Annotated in this window: 19 protein-coding genes; 12 read left to right on the top strand and 7 right to left on the bottom strand. The window is 57.4% G+C overall.

Going from position 1 to position 17,158, the window contains the following annotated elements:
• Positions 1-47: 47 nt before the first annotated feature.
• Positions 48-413, bottom strand: coding sequence for a preprotein translocase subunit SecG (gene secG / locus GS636_RS12000; protein WP_171174800.1), 366 nt, complete (start codon positions 411-413; stop codon positions 48-50).
• 151 nt (positions 414-564) lie between these two features.
• Between secG and nthA the strand changes: the two genes are divergently transcribed.
• The 5 genes from nthA to GS636_RS11975 all read left to right on the top strand — a co-directional run bounded on the left by nthA (position 565) and on the right by GS636_RS11975 (position 3,935).
• On the top strand, positions 565-1,179 hold the full coding sequence (gene nthA / locus GS636_RS11995; protein WP_171646769.1) for a nitrile hydratase subunit alpha: 615 nt from the start codon (positions 565-567) through the stop codon (positions 1,177-1,179).
• Positions 1,176-1,853, top strand: coding sequence for a nitrile hydratase subunit beta (gene nthB / locus GS636_RS11990; protein WP_171646772.1), 678 nt, complete (start codon positions 1,176-1,178; stop codon positions 1,851-1,853). The genes nthA and nthB overlap by 4 nt, the downstream gene beginning before the upstream one ends.
• On the top strand, positions 1,850-2,179 hold the full coding sequence (locus GS636_RS11985; RefSeq protein ID WP_171669628.1) for a nitrile hydratase accessory protein: 330 nt from the start codon (positions 1,850-1,852) through the stop codon (positions 2,177-2,179). The genes nthB and GS636_RS11985 overlap by 4 nt, the downstream gene beginning before the upstream one ends.
• Positions 2,180-2,403: 224 nt before the next feature.
• A complete protein-coding gene (locus tag GS636_RS11980; protein WP_171669627.1) occupies positions 2,404-3,699 on the top strand; it encodes an adenylosuccinate synthase in 1,296 nt (431 codons plus the stop codon).
• Entirely contained in the window at positions 3,699-3,935 is a 237-nt protein-coding gene (locus GS636_RS11975) for a DUF2842 domain-containing protein (RefSeq protein ID WP_171669626.1), read from the top strand. Before GS636_RS11980 ends, GS636_RS11975 begins: the two co-directional genes overlap by 1 nt.
• Here GS636_RS11975 and GS636_RS11970 read toward each other — a convergent pair.
• Positions 3,926-4,498, bottom strand: coding sequence for a GNAT family N-acetyltransferase (locus GS636_RS11970; RefSeq protein ID WP_171669625.1), 573 nt, complete (start codon positions 4,496-4,498; stop codon positions 3,926-3,928). The two genes, GS636_RS11975 and GS636_RS11970, sit on opposite strands and share 10 nt — an antisense overlap.
• A 185-nt stretch (positions 4,499-4,683) precedes the next feature.
• Positions 4,684-6,390, bottom strand: coding sequence for a hypothetical protein (locus tag GS636_RS11965; RefSeq protein WP_171669624.1), 1,707 nt, complete (start codon positions 6,388-6,390; stop codon positions 4,684-4,686).
• Between the two features lie 123 nt (positions 6,391-6,513).
• Between GS636_RS11965 and GS636_RS11960 the strand changes: the two genes are divergently transcribed.
• Positions 6,514-7,221, top strand: a complete 708-nt coding sequence (locus GS636_RS11960) for a thiamine diphosphokinase (protein ID WP_171669623.1) — start codon at positions 6,514-6,516, stop codon at positions 7,219-7,221.
• Here GS636_RS11960 and GS636_RS11955 read toward each other — a convergent pair.
• The 4 genes from GS636_RS11955 to GS636_RS11940 are packed head-to-tail and all read right to left on the bottom strand — an operon-like array spanning position 7,166 to position 10,640.
• Positions 7,166-8,080, bottom strand: coding sequence for a DMT family transporter (locus tag GS636_RS11955; RefSeq protein WP_171669622.1), 915 nt, complete (start codon positions 8,078-8,080; stop codon positions 7,166-7,168). The two genes, GS636_RS11960 and GS636_RS11955, sit on opposite strands and share 56 nt — an antisense overlap.
• Before the next feature lie 45 nt (positions 8,081-8,125).
• Positions 8,126-8,542: a GFA family protein gene (locus tag GS636_RS11950; protein ID WP_171669621.1), complete on the bottom strand. Its 417-nt coding sequence runs from the start codon at positions 8,540-8,542 to the stop codon at positions 8,126-8,128.
• 21 nt (positions 8,543-8,563) lie between these two features.
• Positions 8,564-9,937 carry an L-serine ammonia-lyase gene (locus GS636_RS11945; RefSeq protein ID WP_171669620.1) on the bottom strand — a complete coding sequence of 458 codons (1,374 nt, stop codon included), beginning with the start codon at positions 9,935-9,937 and terminating at the stop codon, positions 8,564-8,566.
• 1 nt (position 9,938) lies between these two features.
• Positions 9,939-10,640, bottom strand: a complete 702-nt coding sequence (locus tag GS636_RS11940) for a glutathione S-transferase family protein (RefSeq protein WP_171669619.1) — start codon at positions 10,638-10,640, stop codon at positions 9,939-9,941.
• A 167-nt stretch (positions 10,641-10,807) separates the two neighbouring features.
• Here GS636_RS11940 and rpiA point away from each other — a divergent pair, with 167 nt between their 5' ends.
• The 6 genes from rpiA (at position 10,808) to GS636_RS11910 (ending at position 16,993) form a co-directional block, all read left to right on the top strand.
• The gene (gene rpiA / locus GS636_RS11935) at positions 10,808-11,596 is read left to right on the top strand and encodes a ribose-5-phosphate isomerase RpiA (protein WP_171089315.1); all 789 of its coding nucleotides are present in this window, start codon (positions 10,808-10,810) and stop codon (positions 11,594-11,596) included.
• A gap of 126 nt (positions 11,597-11,722) precedes the next feature.
• A complete protein-coding gene (gene gor, locus GS636_RS11930; protein ID WP_171089317.1) occupies positions 11,723-13,081 on the top strand; it encodes a glutathione-disulfide reductase in 1,359 nt (452 codons plus the stop codon).
• A 72-nt stretch (positions 13,082-13,153) separates the two neighbouring features.
• Entirely contained in the window at positions 13,154-14,299 is a 1,146-nt protein-coding gene (hflK, locus tag GS636_RS11925; RefSeq protein WP_171089319.1) for an FtsH protease activity modulator HflK, read from the top strand.
• On the top strand, positions 14,299-15,177 hold the full coding sequence (hflC, locus tag GS636_RS11920; RefSeq protein WP_171105184.1) for a protease modulator HflC: 879 nt from the start codon (positions 14,299-14,301) through the stop codon (positions 15,175-15,177). Before hflK ends, hflC begins: the two co-directional genes overlap by 1 nt.
• The gene (locus GS636_RS11915; protein WP_171182673.1) at positions 15,177-15,371 is read left to right on the top strand and encodes a DUF2065 domain-containing protein; all 195 of its coding nucleotides are present in this window, start codon (positions 15,177-15,179) and stop codon (positions 15,369-15,371) included. Before hflC ends, GS636_RS11915 begins: the two co-directional genes overlap by 1 nt.
• 131 nt (positions 15,372-15,502) lie before the next feature.
• Positions 15,503-16,993: a Do family serine endopeptidase gene (locus tag GS636_RS11910; RefSeq protein WP_171669618.1), complete on the top strand. Its 1,491-nt coding sequence runs from the start codon at positions 15,503-15,505 to the stop codon at positions 16,991-16,993.
• The last annotated feature ends 165 nt before the right edge of the window (positions 16,994-17,158 follow it).

The raw sequence follows: 17,158 nt of genomic DNA, 5'->3' as shown, positions 1-17,158 counted from the left end.
CGCAAGATGCTGTTGCAGTCCTCTTTCAGGTTTCTAGGTTTTGTGGATCAGTCCGCTTGCGGGATCAGTGGCGCGTTGTCGCCCTGTGCCGGTGGCAGAAGATCATCTGCCGACGGAATCGCCGGAGTGCTTTCTTCGGTGGAAGCCGGAGCCGGAACGCCCAGACGGTCGATCACCGAACTGCCCGACGACTTCTGAGCCGCGAGGATGGTCAGTGTGATCGAGGTCACGATAAAGCAGGCCGCCAGAATCCAGGTCAGCTTGCCCAAGGCGGTTGCCGCTGCGCGACCCGTCATTGCGCCGCCACCGCCGCCGCCCATGCCAAGGCCACCGCCTTCGGACCGCTGCATCAGAACAACGGCAATCAGGCCCAAGGCCAACAGAAGGTGGATGATGAGAACGACGTTTTCCATGGTGGTCCTGTACAGCGTGGCGTGTATCGCGTGGTACTTATGCAAGTTTGTCCGCGGGGGCAAGTCAGGAGTTCACATCACCACACGTGATACATCATATCACGGCAACGGGACTGGACAGAACACCAATGCGTGACGCAGGCTGCGCCTTATGCCACATGACGACCACGACCACCCGCACGCATTGTTACCACCGGAACCCGCTTTGCGCGTCAAGGCGCTGGAAACGATTCTGACCCGTAAAGGGCTGATCGATCCGGCTGCGTTGGATGAAATCATCGACACGTATCAAAACAAGATTGGACCGCAAAATGGCGCGCGGGTTGTTGCCAAAGCATGGAACGATCCTGTGTTTAAGGCGGCTTTATTGGAAGATGCCACACCCGTTGTGGCGGATCTTGGTTATTACGGTCGGCAAGGCGAGCACATGGTGGTTGTTGAGAACACACCCGACCAGCACAACATGGTCGTCTGCACTTTGTGCAGTTGCTACCCGTGGCCATTGCTGGGTATCCCGCCCGGCTGGTATAAGTCTGACGCCTACCGTGCCCGCGCCGTGCGCGAACCGCGTAAAGTGCTAGCCGAATTTGACGTCACTCTGCCCGAGGGTACATCTGTGCGGGTTTGGGATTCGACTGCCGAGATTCGCTACCTCGTTCTGCCCATGCGACCTGAAGGCACAGAAGGGATGAGCGAAGACGAACTTGCCGCGCTGGTGACACGCGACAGCATGATCGGTACCGGCCTTCCCATGGTGTCCTCATGACCCGCGTTCATGACATGGGCGGCCGTTTTGGAGATGGCCCGATTGATCCAGAAGCAGAGGGCGCGCCGGTTTTTGCCGAAGAGTGGCACGCTCGGGCATTGGCGGTGACACTTGCCGCAGGGTTTCTGGGGCAGTGGAACATCGATGTGTCGCGACATGCGCGCGAACGGCTGTCTCCAAAAGACTACGCGCGATTTTCATATTACGAAAAATGGATCTCCGGCCTAGCCGACCTGCTGGTTGAAAAAGGTGTTCTCAGTTTGGATGACCTGCGGGGTGGCGGTGAGGAGAGAGCACACCCGCTGACCGAGAAAGTGCTTAAAGCCGAAGCCGTTTCTGCTGCTTTGGCTAAAGGTGGACCAGCGGACAGACCGTCGAACGTCGCGGTGCTGTACTCTGTTGGGCAAGACGTCATCACGAGTCGACCTGCTGCAAACCGGCTTGTGGATGGGGGCCATACCCGTTTGCCGATCTACGCATCAGGCGCCAAAGGGCGAATCCTGCGTTTGCATGGGACGCACGTTTTACCCGACGCAAACGCCCACGGTTTGGGCGAAGCACCTGAACCGCTGTATGCAGTGGCCTTCCCGGCGTCTGAACTGTGGATCAACCCAGAACATCCCAAAGACGAAGTGGTGCTGGATTTGTGGCAAAGCTATCTGGTTCCAGCATGAGCGAATGCGTCATCCATACGGCCCCGGAACCTGTCTTTGCCGAACCCTGGCACGCGCAGGTCTTTGCTGTCACCATTGCCCTGAACGAGGCTGGTCGGTTCGGTTGGTCCGACTGGGCAAATCGATTCTCGAATACACTCAAGCGTCATGGCTTTGCGCGGGAACTGGATGGTGGCGACGACTATTTTCACGCTTGGTTGGAAACACTTGAGGACATGCTCGCCGAGCAGGGTGCCGCTCTGCCACAGGATGTGACTGACCTGCACCGGGCGTGGGAAGAGGCTTATCTGACGACACCCCACGGGCATCCGGTGCATCTGCGTTGACCATTGTTCGGGGGCTCTGCCCCCGCCGCCCGTTCCGGGCGACTCCCCCGAAGTATTTCTAGCCAGATGAAGCTGGGGATCCGTCTTCATCTGGCCCCAAATACCTCTGCCGGAGGCATCGCGCATTCGCGCGATTTCAATCTGCGGCGAAAAATCGGTTTCCCTGCCGTTTGTGCCCGGCTATACGAGCCGAGTTTGATTACTCAGCACGAAAAGGACCGGATATGGCCAACGTGGTTGTTGTCGGCGCTCAATGGGGCGACGAAGGAAAAGGCAAGATTGTCGACTGGCTCAGCGAACGGGCGGACGTGATCGCGCGTTTTCAGGGCGGGCATAATGCCGGTCATACGCTGGTGATTGATGGTGAGGTCTACAAGTTGAATGCCCTTCCGTCGGGGGTTGTGCGCGGCGGTAAACTGAGTGTTATTGGCAACGGTGTCGTATTGGACCCCTGGCATCTGGTAAACGAGATTGCCTCGATCCGTCAGCAGGGCGTTGAGATCACGCCCGAGACATTGATGATCGCCGAGAATACGCCATTGATCCTGCCAATCCATGGTGAATTGGACCGTGCGCGGGAAGAAGCTGCCAGCAAAGGCACCAAGATCGGAACCACCGGTCGCGGAATTGGCCCTGCATATGAAGACAAGGTTGGGCGCCGTTCGGTCCGTGTGGCTGACCTGGCGGATGAGGCAACGCTTGAGGCCCGGGTGGATCGTGCGTTGCAGCACCATGATCCGTTGCGCAAAGGTCTAGGCATTGAGCCTGTCGACAGGGACGCCCTGATTGCACAACTAAAGGAGATCGCGCAGGAAATCCTTCCCTTTGCCGCTCCGGTCTGGAAAGTGCTGAACGAAAAGCGCAAGGCGGGCAAACGCATTTTGTTCGAAGGGGCGCAAGGTGCTCTGTTGGACATCGATTTCGGAACCTATCCATTTGTCACTTCGTCCAACGTGATCGCCGGGCAGGCCGCCACCGGCGTGGGAATCGGGCCTGGCTCGGTTGATTTTGTTCTGGGGATCGTCAAGGCCTACACCACCCGCGTCGGCGAAGGTCCGTTCCCAACAGAGCTGGACGACGACGACGGCCATCGCCTTGGAACCCGGGGGCACGAATTTGGAACGGTGACAGGCCGCAAACGTCGCTGCGGCTGGTTCGACGCTTGTCTGGTGCGCCAGACCTGCGCGACCAGCGGCGTGAACGGTATCTCATTGACAAAGCTGGATGTTCTGGACGGGTTTGAAACGCTGAAAATCTGCACCGGATATGAGCTGGATGGCGAACGGCTGGACTATCTGCCCACCGCGGCCGATCAACAGGCACGGTGCACACCCATTTATGAAGAAATGCCGGGGTGGAGCGAATCGACGGAAGGCGCGCGCAGCTGGGCCGATCTGCCAGCTAACGCGATCAAATACGTACGTCGTGTGGAAGAACTGATTGAATGCCCAGTGGCGCTTTTGTCCACCAGCCCGGAGCGGGACGACACCATTTTGGTGACAGACCCGTTTGCCGACTGATGGCCGAGGAAAAGAAACCGGGACTGAGCTACAAGGCGCGTCGGCGGTGGTCTCTGGTGATCCTTGTTATTGGCCTGCCGCTTTACATTGTGGCTGTGGTGACAGTTGTGAACTGGCTGGATCGCCCCCCGATCTGGGTCGAACTTCTGGTCTATGTCGTACTTGGCGTTCTTTGGGCTTTGCCGTTCAAGTTCGTTTTTCGCGGCGTCGGGAAAGAAGATCCGGATCAGTTCTGACCCTCTTGAGAAGCCTGTGTCTGGTTAGGCCAGCTGAGAACCGCGCGTGCAAATGCGCGGTATTCGCTTGTGATTTCTTTGGCCATGCTGAAAGGGGTGGGCCATGGTGTGGTCAGGGTCGCCTCGACTTGACCCGGTACAAGGGTTAACTCTGCGTTGTGCTTTGCGGCCAGGCGTCTCATTTTCTGATTGGTCGCAAGGCATAGCATATGAACCTCTCTGATCCCTCGGTTTTGAGCGATCGTAATGAGGCGGGATAGCAAAGCATCTCCAATCCCCTTGTCTTGCCAAGCTTTTTCAACAGTAAATGCCGCTTCGGCGACATGGTATTTGTGGTCAGGTATCAGACGCAATTCTCCCACGCCGCGCAGACAAGAATCCGGGAAAGCTCCGAAAACAAATGCTGCGTCGGCAAACATATTGGACAGGTAGTCTTGCACCCCCTGCGGCTGAACAGGTGTGCCAAAGCGCGAAAGCAATACGTCCTCATCCAAGCTATTGAAATGGCTTGAAATTAAGGCATGGTCATGTCTCCGGAGTCGGCGAATTATGATGTCTTGCATAGCACTGCCTCAGTCTAATACGGATATCGTGACGAGAGTTTTACCGTGAGACTGTACCACAATTCTGCGTTGCAGCATAAACCGTTTTGACGCGCTGCCTGAAGAGCCGTGCACCTTGCACAGTTGAGCAAGCAACAAAAAAGGGCCGGGATTTACCCGGCCCTGCTTATTTGTTGTCGCGTCAGTCAGCCCACTGCGCGTTCATCATCCGGGCGGAAGCCGATCAGATTGGAGGCCGCAAAACGGCCACCGCCGGCTTTCTCGATTTTGCCGTCGCGCAGCAATTGACCAAATGAACGCAGGCTTTCTTCGCGATTGAACTCATCCTGCTTCAATGAGCGGACTTTGTTCATCAGTTGCGGGCGCGAGAACTGTTCCTGACCTTCAATAAAGGACAGATAAGCTGCGGCCGCTTCCAGAAGGTCAGGCAGTGACTGAGCGCCCTGGTCCTGTGCGAACTGAGCAAAGCCGCCTTCTTCCGAGCTGCTGTCTTCCACATCAGCGGTGACGCGGCGGGGCATCACGGGGCCCGTTGGTTCGCTTTGATCGTCAACGCGCTGCTCAGCTACCAGTTTCAGTGGGGCCGGAGCATCTGCTTCCGGGCGCGCGCTGGTCACCTTCACTTCAGGGCGGCGGGGGCTGACCACAGATTCCAAGTCGCCACGGTATTCGTCAGCTTTTGAGGATGCGGTGTCTGCGTCATCCAACTCTGCCTCGGTCGCAGCGACCGCTGTACGAAGGTGCGAATAGGTTTCCCGTGCATCGCTGCTGGACGGATCATCCATGTGCTCGCCGGTTTTGGCCATCAAACGCAGGACATCCCGATCCGGATCTGCATCATCAGCCAACTTTTGGCCTGGACGCTCAGAGAACTCTGACTCGATCTCGGAAATCTCGCTCAGCAAGTTCTCTTCATCTTCAGCCGTCAACAAACCATGGGTCTGATCGTCCTGTGAGTCCTGGGATGCTTCATCCGAAGTTTCAATCGCCACGTCCTCTACATTCAGGATGTTCGGAACGTCCTCTTCTTCGACCTCGTCTGCTACGTCATCTTCCAGATCCGCGAACAGCGGTTCGGCAGGAAGTTGCTGCATTTCGGGGGCGTCTTCGATGCTGTCGACCTGCACGTGCTCGGGGGTCATGGGCGCGTGCAGGTTGTCAGCGTCACTCGTTGGGGTTTCTGTTTCGACGGATTCAATGTCGCCTGTTTCTTCAGCCTCTTGTGCCTCTGTCGTTACATCGACGGTCAAGTCGTCTGTTTCTTCGGCCTCGAACTCTTTCACAGCAGGTGTCTGCTGCTCTTCGGCCACTGGAGCAGCGGGTTCTTCAAAGTCTTCGGCGCTCAGCGCACCGGCCTCAAAAGCTGCGGCAACTGCGTCCACCTGGGGGGTGGAACCTGCCAGCAAAGACGTGTCTTCATCTTCGGAGTATGCCGTAGGAGGGACGTCCGAATGAGAGACGACTGCGCGAATGCGCTGCAGTTTAGACGCAATGCTGTCAGCTGCCGGAGGAGGAGTATCTTTGACGGGTTCCGCCTCGGCGAACGCAGTTGGTGTCGGCTGTTCGTGAGTAGGGGTGTGTGCAACAGGCGGAGCGGCGGTGTGCGAAACCGGTTCCTGGTACGTGGCTTCCGGTGTCTGCGTGGCGCGCAGCAGCAGCCCGGATTCGTTCTGGCTGGCTTCCACCCGCTGCGACGCATCGCGTCGGGCAATGCGGGTCAGCATTTCGGCATCAGGTTGAGGGGGCTCTGAGCCGAAATAGCGGTCATCCGCAGCGAGGTCACGAAAATACTCGGCGATGGCTTTCATCGTCTCAAAGGAATCGTCAAATCCTTCCAAAGTGCAGGAGAAGGTTCCATAAGAAACGGTCAATACCTTGTTATTCTGTACCATCAGACGCACGTCCTTTACAAACTACGAGAGCCAGCTTACCCGGATTCGGGAGCACACACTGGCTCGGAACTCTTCGCATGAACCTATCATTTTGTGGTCTTAATGTGTCCAAATCCGGGAAAAATGGCCAATCTTGTGAAAAATGAGCCAATTGTACGCTCAACGGATCCAATTGGACTGTTTGGGGGGGGATTTGTCGGCGCACAAGACCTGAATCTGGTGCTGAATCGCGTCAAATCCCTTGTTGCTGCTGATGGTGGTGCGGCTGTTCTAACAGAATCAGGTCAGATCCCGGATGCGGTCATAGGTGATTTCGATTCGCTAGACGCGGTGGAAAAAGCGAAAATACCACCCGAGCGTCTATTTCCGGTCCGCGAACAAGACAGCACAGACTTCGACAAAGCTCTGCGTAGTGTGCGGACCCCATTGGTTCTAGGGGTGGGGTTTCTGGGTGGGCGGCTGGATCATCAACTGGCTGTTTTGAATACTTTGGTCAGGCGGCAGGATCAGGCGTGCATTCTATTGGGTGAGCATGAGGTGGTCTTTCACGCGCCGCCGTGTATTCACCTGCCCGTTGATCCCGGAGATGTCGTTTCACTGTTTCCAATGTGCCCGGTTACAGGACGCAGCACCGGGCTGGAATGGCCAATCGAAGGGTTGGAGTTTGAGCCAAACGGTCAGGTAGGCACTTCCAACCGGGCGCTGGCCGAGGTTGAGTTGCAAATGGACGGGCCGGGGCTTTTGGTCATGATCCCGCGCTCCGCGCTGGATCGGCTTATGCGGGTGTTTCTGTCGGGGCAGACCGGGCGCTGGCCCGCTCGCGCAGAATGACATAGAGGCCTGCAGCTATGGTTATCAAAATGCCAATCGCTGCAAGCCCGTCCGGCAAGTCGCTGAAGATGACCCAGCCGATCAGGGTTGCAACGGGAATTTCCAGATATTGCATCGGGGCCAACGTGGCCGAAGGCGCATAACGCAACGACCAGGTCATCAGCAGATGGGCCACCGTGCCCAACACGCCGATTGCCAGCAAAAGCCAGTACATGTCAGCGGCAGGCAGCGTGGCTGAGATCTCCCATACGTCAAGGTGCGTTCCAATCACCAGAACCGGCGTTAAAACCAATGTGGCAAGAACGCCCGACACGGCCTGCAATGACACAGGGTCAGTCTCTTTCGCGATTTGCCGCGTGACCAGCATGAACAAGGCAAAGACAACAGCGACGATCAGGGGCAATAGCGCAGGAGCGCCGACCTCGGCAAAGCTGGGTTGTATGACCAAAAGTGTGCCGATAAATCCAACGATGCACGCGACCAGACGGCGGAGGCCGACCTCTTCACACAGCACGTATTTTCCTAACAACAGCATGATGAACGGCATGACAAAAGCGATTGCGATAGCATCCGCCAGTGGCAGGAACTGAAGCGCGCTGAACATCGCCGTGATGCCGACGATATGCAGAAATGTGCGGATCACAGTCAGGCGCAGAATACGCCCGCGCATACGCCATGGCCGTCCGGTCAAAGCAACCAGCGGGATCAGGATCAAGGCTTGCACGGCAAAGCGGACTGTAACCAGCAATCCCAACGGAGTCGTCTCGCCCAACAGCTTGGCCATTGAATCACCCAATGGCGCAAGCACGCAGAAACCAAGCATCAAAATAATGCCAAAGACAGGACGATCCTGAGTCATGCCTGCGACGCTAGCCGTTTCGCGAAAGAGTGGAAAGGTCCGACGTCAGGCTTTCGGCAGGGGCTGAACCTTGGTGTAATCTGGCCCAACGCAGGTTGGTAAGTCGTCATCAAAGCGCAGCCAGCTCAGCTTTTCCTCATGAGAGACATGAAGTGTTGGTTGCAGCGCTTCTGGTGTCTCTAATGTCGCCACGTACAGATGCAGTACATCAGACATCTTGGCCGAACGGAACGAGATCGGTGTGCCGCAATGCGGGCAAAAGCTGCGCTCAACTCCGGGTGAGGAGTTGAAGCGCTTAGGTTCTTCCCCGGTCCAACGCCATTGCCCGTCGCGAACCGCGAAATAAGTTGTCATCGGAGCTGCGCATTGACGGCGGCAACTGTCGCAATGGCACGTCACACAAGACAGAGCAGGAGAGTCGACCTCGTATTTGATTTTGCCGCACAAGCAATGTCCACGCATCCGGCCGACTCCTTTCCGACCTCAACAGTTCGGGATGTTTACAGCCAACCCGCCCAGCGAAGTTTCTTTGTACCTCTCGTGCATATCAAGCCCGGTTTGTCGCATGGTTTCAATCGCCGAATCCAAAGGCACAAAATGCTGACCATCACCTCGCAGCGCGAGCGACGCTGCAGAGACTGCCTTGATGGCACCCAACCCGTTACGCTCGATACAGGGTACCTGAACCAGACCCGCGACGGGATCGCAGGTCATGCCCAGATGATGCTCCAGCGCGATCTCGGCTGCGTTTTCCACCTGCTCGGGTGTGCCGCCCATTACAGCACACAGCCCGGCTGCAGCCATCGCCGAGGCGCTGCCCACTTCGGCCTGACATCCGGCTTCAGCGCCTGAAATCGAAGCATTGAACTTGACCAGCCCGCCAATTGCAGCGGCAGTCAGCAGGAAATCTTCGATGTGACTTTCCGAAGCACCGGGCACGTGGTCGAGGTAATACCGCAGCACTGCAGGCAGCACACCCGCCGCGCCGTTGGTTGGCGCCGTGACAACTTGCCCGCCGGCCGCATTTTCTTCGTTGACCGCCATCGCGTAAACGCTCATCCAGTCGTTGATTGTGTGAGGCGCGGTCAGGTTCATCCCGCGCTCGGCCATCAGAGCGTCATAGATGCCTTTGGCACGGCGACGCACGCTCAGGCCACCTGGAAGAATACCATCGGTCTGCAGGCCGCGCTCGATACAGTCGTTCATTACCTGCCAAAGGCGGGCTGAGCCCTTGGCAAAACTATCCGCGCAGCCGCGCGCGATTTCGTTGGCGCGCTTCATTTCTGCGATGGATTTGCCGCTGGACTTTGCCATTTCCAGCATCTCGGCTGCCGATTTGAACGGGTAGGGGACCGGGTCGCCTTCTTCGGTGGCTTTGCCTTCGGCCAGTTCCTCTTCGGTCAGAACAAAGCCGCCACCGATGGAATAGAATACCTGCCTCAGGATCACGTCGCCCTGCGCATCCGTTGCCATCAGGATCATCCCGTTGGCATGGCCGGGCAGGTTGTTGTCGTAGTCAAAGACCAGATCGGTTTTCGGGTCGAACGTCAGCGTCGGCAGACCTTCGGGCGACACGGTATGCGTATCGGCAATGGCAGCAAGCGCAGCCTCGGCTTTGTCATTGTCATACGTGTCGGGCACAAACCCGGCCAGGCCAAGGATAGTTGCCCGGTCGGTCGCGTGGCCGACGCCGGTAAACGCCAGCGAGCCGTGCAATGACCCCTTGAGGCCGGAAAACTCAAACGGCGACGCGCGCATCATGTCCAGAAAGCGCGCGGCAGCGACCATGGGGCCCATGGTATGAGATGAGGACGGGCCGATGCCCACTTTGAACATATCGAAGACAGAGAGGAACATATCAGATAGCTGAGCCTTCTGGAGGGTTGGCGTAAACAGGGGATGTGAACGGGGTGGCCCCAAGACCTTCTGCGGCTATGGCCGAACGGGTCGCGGGGCGTGTTTCAAGGTGCGCCAGCAGTGTTTGCAGACAAGGTGTATCGGCCAGCTGGTACCAACTGCGGTCTGCCTGAGCGGGGTACAGCGCCATCCAGCGCATCATGCACGCAATGTAATAAGTCAGCACCGATGGTTGGTCAGCGCAGAACCAGTCCGGCGCGCGTTTTGCTAAAGTATCCAGCAGTTGCAGGTGGCGCCTGAGACGCGGGCGAATGCCAGTCCGCAATGTGTCGGCCTGTGATGGGTCGATGTATTTCTCAGCGTAAAAGAGGATACGCAGGTCCGCGTGCAACGTGTTGGACGCAAAAAACAACCACTTCAGAAAGTCCGCACGCGCAGGGTCACCCGGCGCAGGTGCAAGCTGACCGTGATGCTCGGACAGCCACAGCAGGATCGCCGCAGTTTCAAAGATCGGCCCTTGGGGTGTTTCCAGAACTGGGATCAACCCGTTGGGGTTCAGGGCACGGTATGCGGCACTGTCCTGTTCGTTGCGGCGGCGATCCACCAGAACGGTTTCATAGGGAACAATCATCTCCTCCAGCGCCAGGCGGATCACCAGCGAGGCGTTATCAGGGGCATAGTGCAGGCGGTAGGGCGTCAACATGGCGGCAACTTATAGCTCTAAGATGAACTTGTAAGACATGATTGCGACGTTTCCGATAGGAAACGCGTAGTCCAGGGCCATCTTTGGGTTCGCCGCACCGCGAATTGGGGTCGCAGTTACGCTGCGCATTCCCTATAACTCGGGCAAGCCAATTTAGGACAGCTGCCATGACCGGAGATCTTTCGCCTATCGACACTGCGAAATTCGTGGCTGCGCGCCGCGCGGCCGAGATGGTCGAGGACGGAATGCGCGTCGGCCTGGGCACGGGTTCCACAGCTGCATGGCTGGTGAGACGCCTGGGCGAGAGGGTTCAGCAGGACGGCTTGCGGATCAAGGGTGTGCCAACGTCAACACGAACCGCGCAACTTGCCCGAGAAGTCGGGATTGAGGTGATTTCGTTGGACCAGGCCGGATGGCTGGACCTGACAATCGATGGAGCAGACGAGTTTGACAGCGACTTGAACCTGATCAAGGGCGGCGGTGGCGCGCATTTGCAGGAAAAGATCGTAGCGACTGCCAGCGACCAGATGATCGTCATCGCTGATTCCGGCAAAGAGGTCGAAACGTTGGGGGCTTTCCCTTTGCCGGTCGAAGTCGTTCCGTTCGGATGGCAAACCACACGCACCCTGATCGAAGAGGCACTGGATGCCATGGATGTTCTCGGGACGACATCAGTGCTGCGTATGAACGGCGAGGCCCCGTTTGTAACGGATGAGGGAAATCATATTCTGGACCTTCATCTGCAGCGCATCGGCAATCCGCGCCAGATGGCGCTGATCCTCAATCAGGTGCCGGGTGTCGTCGAAAACGGCTTGTTCATCGATATCTGTGACAAAGTCGTGATTGGCCACGGCGACGGTCGTGTCGAATTGAGGGATATAAATGCAGGGACCATCCAACTGGATCAGTTGCTTGGGGGCTCTCGTGACAACCTGTTTTCCGATGTTTCGGACTGACTTTAATGCACTTATCCCCGACAAGCGCCAGTGAATGTTCGAAATTTCAGTGCCCGGGGGTTGGCACCGGGGTTTTCGCGCCCAGATATCCAGAGAATTTTTGCAAGTTGAACGAAGGAAACCGGCATGAGCTTTGACTATGATCTTTTTGTCATCGGCGGAGGCTCGGGCGGGGTCCGCGCAGCGCGCGTGGCAGCGGGTGAGACCGGAGCCAAAGTCGCACTTGCCGAAGAAGACCGCTATGGCGGGACCTGTGTGATCCGGGGCTGTGTGCCCAAGAAACTGATGGTCTTTGCCAGCGAATATTCGGGTATGGTCGGCGATGCGCAGGCTTATGGTTGGGACATTCAGCCTGGTGCGTTCAACTGGAACACCTTTCACGACAAGTTGGTGACGGAGCTGGATCGGCTGGAAGGGATCTATCGTAACATCCTGAAAAACAATGGGGTTGAAAGCTTTGATCAGCGCGCGCGTTTGGTGGATGCGCACACGGTCGAGTTGACCGACGGTACCCGTAAAACCGCCAAGCACATCCTGATCGCCACGGGTGGCCGTCCGGTCGTGCCTGATTTCCCGGGATCAGACCTGGCGATCACTTCGAACGAGATTTTCCATCTGGATAAGCTGCCCCAGAGTATTCTGATCGTCGGAGGTGGCTATATCGCCAGCGAATTCGCCGGGATCATGAACGGGCTGGGCGTCAAGACCACGCAATTCTATCGCGGCGCGCAAATCCTGCGCGGCTTTGATGAAGAGGCGCGGGGGCTGATCTGTGAAGAGATGCGCCAAAACGGCATCGACGTCCGTCTGGGCACAAATGTGCTGGAAATGACCCAAGACGGGGACCAGATCCGTGTCAAGGCAACCGATGGTACCGAAGATCGTTTTGACGTGGTGATGTATGCAACGGGCCGTTTGCCAAATGCGGACAATCTGGGGCTGGAAGACTTGGGCGTCGAACGCGGGCGCAAGGGTGAAATCGTTGTAAATGAATTCAGCCAGACCGCCGTGCCTTCGATCTATGCCATTGGCGACGTTACGGACCGGGTGAACCTGACACCGGTTGCGATCCGCGAGGGAATGGCTTTTGTCGAAACCGTGTTCAAAGGTAATCCGACACCTGTGGATCATGAACTGATCCCAACCGCGATCTTTACGCAGCCGGAATTTGGCACGGTTGGCCTCAGCGAAGAAGAAGCGGCGGCGCAAGAACCGATCGAAGTCTATGCCACGTCGTTCAAGCCGATGCAAAAGTCATTCGCTGGCGGAACGCAGCGGGTTTTGATGAAGCTGTTGGTCAGCCAGGCCACACGAAAGGTACTGGGGTGCCACATTGTTGCCCCCGGTGCGGGTGAGATGATCCAGCTTGCAGGTATTGCCGTAAAGATGGGCGCGACCAAAGAAGATTTTGACCGTACTGTCGCCGTGCATCCGGTGATGGCCGAAGAACTGGTGACAATGCGGCAACCTGTGCGCACGGCTTGATTTGCAACCGCGCGCACACAAGTTACAAAGGACGCCGTGATCACACGGTCAAACACAAGGGAACATATACATATGGCGGGCAACAGCGGTGGCCCCTGGGGGGGCGGAGGCTCTTCCGGTGGTGGAGGAAATCGGGGAAATAACGGGGACGGGCGTAAGCCACCCGAAGGCGACGGCCCGCAGATCCCCGAGATCGACGAGCTGATGAAAAAAGGCCAGGAGCAGCTGCGCGTCCTGATGGGCGGTCGCGGCGGCGGTGGCCGTGGCAGTAATGGTCAGGGTTCAGGCGGTGGCGGCCCGATCTTTACCAAGGGCACCGTTATTATTGGTGGCTTGGTGGCTGTTGGTCTTTGGGCTGCGGCAAGTTTCTACACGGTTAAGCCGGAAGAACAGTCCGTTGAGCTGTTTCTGGGCGAGTTTTCCGCTGTTGGAAATCCTGGTCTGAACTTCGCGCCGTGGCCTCTGGTAACAGCTGAGGTCATTCCGGTTACACGCGAACAGAACGAAGACATGGGCGGTGCCCGTGGCAGCGACGATGGTCTGATGCTGACCGGCGACGAAAACGTGGTCGACATCGACTATCAGGTCGTTTGGAACATCAACGACCCGGCCAAGTTCCTGTTCAATCTGCGCGACCCGCGCCAAACGATCCGCGCGGTTTCGGAATCGGCGATGCGCGAGATCATCGCGCAAAGCGAATTGGCTCCAATCCTGAACCGGGATCGTGGTGTTATCGCCGACCGGTTACAGGAACTTATTCAGGCAACAATGGACAGCTATGATTCCGGCGTGAACATCGTCCGTGTGAACTTTGACAAGGCCGACCCGCCACAGGATGTGATTGCCGCATTCCGTGACGTTCAGGCCGCTGCGCAAGAACGTGACCGTCTGCAAAACGTGGCCGACGCCTATGCAAACCGCGTGTTGGCGGAAGCCCGTGGTGAAGCCGCGCAGGTACTGGAAGAGGCCGAAGCGTATCGCGCCCAGCAGATCAACAGTGCACAGGGTGAGGCGAGCCGTTTCAGCGCGGTTCTGGAAGAATACTCTAAAGCGCCGGATGTGACCCGCAAGCGTCTGTACCTAGAGCGGATGGAGCAGGTTCTGGGTGATGTCGACAAGATCATCCTGGACGAGAACTCGACCGGTCAGGGGCAGGGCGTCGTACCCTACCTGCCGCTGAACGAACTGCGTCGCAACCAACCTGCGGAGAGCAACTGATGCGTAAGTCGCCTATTATCCTTATCGTCATTGCCATTCTGGGCGTAGTTGGTCTGTCCTCGATCTTTATCGTGGACGAGCGCGAACGCGCGTTGGTGCTGCAATTCGGCCGCGTTGTGGCTGTGAAGGAAGAGCCTGGTCTGGCTTTCAAGATTCCTCTGATCCAGGAAGTGGTTCGCTACGACGACCGTATCCTTTCCATCGACGTTCAACCACTTGAGGTAACACCTCTGGATGACCGTCGTCTGGTGGTCGATGCGTTCGCACGTTACCGGATTTCTGATCTGGAGCAGTTCCGTCAGGCTGTTGGTGTTGGTGGCGTTCCTGTCGCCGAAGACCGTCTGGACCGTATCCTGCGCGCGGAAACGCGGGAAGTTCTGGGTTCGGTGTCCTCGCGTGACATCCTCAGTTCAGACCGTGCGGCTTTGATGCTGCGCATCCGTAACAGCGCGATAGCCGAAGCGCGCGCGCTGGGCGTCAACGTGATCGACGTGCGTCTCAAGGCAACCGATCTGCCGCAGGCGAACCTTGAGGCCACTTTCGACCGGATGAAGGCTGAACGTGAACGTGAAGCAACCGACGAACGCGCACGTGGTAACGAGGCCGCGCAGCGTGTGCGCGCGCAAGCCGACCGGACAGTGGTTGAACTGGTGTCGGACGCCAACCGCGAAGCCGAGATCATTCGCGGTGAGGCTGACGCCGAGCGCAACGCAATCTTCGCCGAAGCCTTTGGCAAGGACCCGGAGTTCTTCGAGTTCTATCGCTCTCTTTCTGCCTATGAACGCGCGCTGGGCGGCAGCAACAGCTCAATGGTGCTGAGCCCGGATTCCGAGTTCTTCAACTACCTGAAATCGCCTACAGGGCAGGCGACCCAGTAATGGGCATGATCCTTCTGGCCTTTGGGCTGGTGCTTATTGTCGAGGGGCTGGCCTATGCGCTGGCCCCTTCGCTTATTGAACGTATGCTCGAAGCGCTTCGTTCAGTGCCAGAACAGGCGCGCCGGTTGATGGGGCTGCTTTGCGTCATAAGCGGGTTGATCCTGCTTTGGGGGGCGTATCAGCTGGGTTTTTGAAGGTATGCCTTCACTTGGCAGTGAATTCCCCGCGATCCTGAGTTGCTCGTCCGATCAAACTGACTACATTGGTCGATAAGCAAGACTGTTTCTTAGCGGTCTGGGGAAGACTGTCGACAAGGAGAGCTCAAGTGCAGGCGAAAGCGCGCAGTGTGTCCGTCCGGTGGGACGAAAGGATTGAGTGGATGCGGGTGATGTGGCTGGCTTTTGCCGGAATGCTGCTTTTGCTGGCGCAAACAGTTGCCGTGCAGGCCCGGGGTGAAAGTCTTGCGCCGCTGGCGGAAAAGATCAGCCCGGCCGTGGTAAACATCACAACAAGCACCCTGATCGAAAGTCAGGCTGGTCCGCAGGGGATTGTCCCCGAAGGGTCCCCGTTCGAGGATTTCTTTCGTGAATTTCAGGACCGAAACGGAGATGATGACGACGCGCCAAGGCGCAGCAACGCTTTGGGTTCGGGCTTTGTGATTTCGGAAGACGGATTTATCGTCACCAACAATCACGTTATTGCCGAAGCCGATGAAATCCTTGTGGAATTCTTCCCGGGCGACGGTCAGCCCAAACAAGAACTGGTCGCCAAAGTCATCGGTACGGATGAGAAGACCGATATCGCATTGCTCAAGGTCGAAGCGTCGGGACCGCTGAAATACGTGACATTCGGCGATAGTGACGTTGCGCGTGTTGGCGATTGGGTGATTGCCATGGGCAACCCGCTGGGGCAGGGCTTTTCGGTTTCCGCCGGGATCGTTTCGGCCCGTAATCGAGAGCTGAGTGGATCCTATGACGATTACATTCAGACCGATGCGGCGATCAACCGAGGCAACTCGGGTGGTCCGTTGTTCAACATGGATGGCGAAGTGATCGGCGTGAACACGGCGATCCTGTCTCCCAACGGGGGGTCAATCGGGATTGGATTTTCGATGGCGTCCAACGTTGTCGTCAAAGTTGTCGACCAATTACGTGAGTTTGGGGAAACGCGCCGTGGATGGCTTGGCGTTCGTATTCAGGACGTGACGCCGGACATGGCAGAAGCAATGGGGCTTGAAAAGCCTGGCGGTGCTCTGATCAGTGATGTCCCGGAAGGTCCGGCAAAAGAAGCAGGTTTGAAGGCGGGTGATGTGATCACCAGTTTTGACGGCGTTGAAGTTGAAGACACACGCGGTCTTGTGCGTCAGGTCGGTGAAACAGAAGTCGGAAAATCTGTGCGTGTCATCGTGCATAGGGACGGCGGAACCCAGACCGTATTGGTCACACTGGGGCGTCGCGAAGATGCTGAGCGTGCTGATAGTGGCGAACAGGAACGTGAAGAGGCGCCGGTCGACGAGGACGCGGATATTCTTGGCCTGACGATATCTCCCCTGACCGACACGCTGCGCGAGGATCTGGGTCTGGACGCAGATGCCGAAGGTCTGGTGATTTCCGACGTGGATCAGGCGTCTGAAGCTTATGCCAAAGGATTGCGGGCCGGTGATCTGATCACCGAAGCAGGACAGCAAAAAGTTGAGACCATCGGTGATCTGGAAGAGAGAATGGAAGAATCGCGCGAAGCCGGCAGGAAATCCTTGCTGCTCTTGGTACGCAGGGGCGGAGATCCGCGGTTTGTGGCGCTGAGCCTCGAAGAGTAAACGAAAGAGGCCGGGGCAAAATCCCGGCCTTTTTCTTTGCCTAGCCGATTAAGGGGCAGGGTATTTGCAAAAAAAATGAGCCATACGCAGAAATTGCGTATGGCTCAGATACAGGGAGAGGTCAGTGGACAGATATCGGGGATGATTCTCTGACCTCCTACGGTA

The sequence above is a fragment of the Ruegeria sp. HKCCD4884 genome, from assembly GCF_013110855.1.
Taxonomy (GTDB): Bacteria; Pseudomonadota; Alphaproteobacteria; order Rhodobacterales; family Rhodobacteraceae; genus Ruegeria.
This window is presented reverse-complemented; position numbering and strand designations above follow the sequence as displayed.

Coding starts and splice junctions, on each gene's coding strand:
- rpiA (WP_171089315.1), top strand. CDS start 10,808: ATGACCGGAGATCTTTCGCCTATCGACACTGCGAAATTCGTGGCTGCG.
- GS636_RS11945 (WP_171669620.1), bottom strand. CDS start 9,937: ATGTTCCTCTCTGTCTTCGATATGTTCAAAGTGGGCATCGGCCCGTCC.
- secG (WP_171174800.1), bottom strand. CDS start 413: ATGGAAAACGTCGTTCTCATCATCCACCTTCTGTTGGCCTTGGGCCTG.
- GS636_RS11965 (WP_171669624.1), bottom strand. CDS start 6,390: ATGGTACAGAATAACAAGGTATTGACCGTTTCTTATGGAACCTTCTCC.
- nthA (WP_171646769.1), top strand. CDS start 565: ATGCCACATGACGACCACGACCACCCGCACGCATTGTTACCACCGGAA.
- GS636_RS11970 (WP_171669625.1), bottom strand. CDS start 4,498: ATGCAAGACATCATAATTCGCCGACTCCGGAGACATGACCATGCCTTA.
- GS636_RS11985 (WP_171669628.1), top strand. CDS start 1,850: ATGAGCGAATGCGTCATCCATACGGCCCCGGAACCTGTCTTTGCCGAA.
- hflC (WP_171105184.1), top strand. CDS start 14,299: ATGCGTAAGTCGCCTATTATCCTTATCGTCATTGCCATTCTGGGCGTA.
- GS636_RS11940 (WP_171669619.1), bottom strand. CDS start 10,640: ATGTTGACGCCCTACCGCCTGCACTATGCCCCTGATAACGCCTCGCTG.
- GS636_RS11950 (WP_171669621.1), bottom strand. CDS start 8,542: ATGCGTGGACATTGCTTGTGCGGCAAAATCAAATACGAGGTCGACTCT.
- GS636_RS11960 (WP_171669623.1), top strand. CDS start 6,514: ATGGCCAATCTTGTGAAAAATGAGCCAATTGTACGCTCAACGGATCCA.
- hflK (WP_171089319.1), top strand. CDS start 13,154: ATGGCGGGCAACAGCGGTGGCCCCTGGGGGGGCGGAGGCTCTTCCGGT.
- GS636_RS11915 (WP_171182673.1), top strand. CDS start 15,177: ATGGGCATGATCCTTCTGGCCTTTGGGCTGGTGCTTATTGTCGAGGGG.
- nthB (WP_171646772.1), top strand. CDS start 1,176: ATGACCCGCGTTCATGACATGGGCGGCCGTTTTGGAGATGGCCCGATT.
- GS636_RS11975 (WP_171669626.1), top strand. CDS start 3,699: ATGGCCGAGGAAAAGAAACCGGGACTGAGCTACAAGGCGCGTCGGCGG.
- gor (WP_171089317.1), top strand. CDS start 11,723: ATGAGCTTTGACTATGATCTTTTTGTCATCGGCGGAGGCTCGGGCGGG.
- GS636_RS11955 (WP_171669622.1), bottom strand. CDS start 8,080: ATGACTCAGGATCGTCCTGTCTTTGGCATTATTTTGATGCTTGGTTTC.
- GS636_RS11980 (WP_171669627.1), top strand. CDS start 2,404: ATGGCCAACGTGGTTGTTGTCGGCGCTCAATGGGGCGACGAAGGAAAA.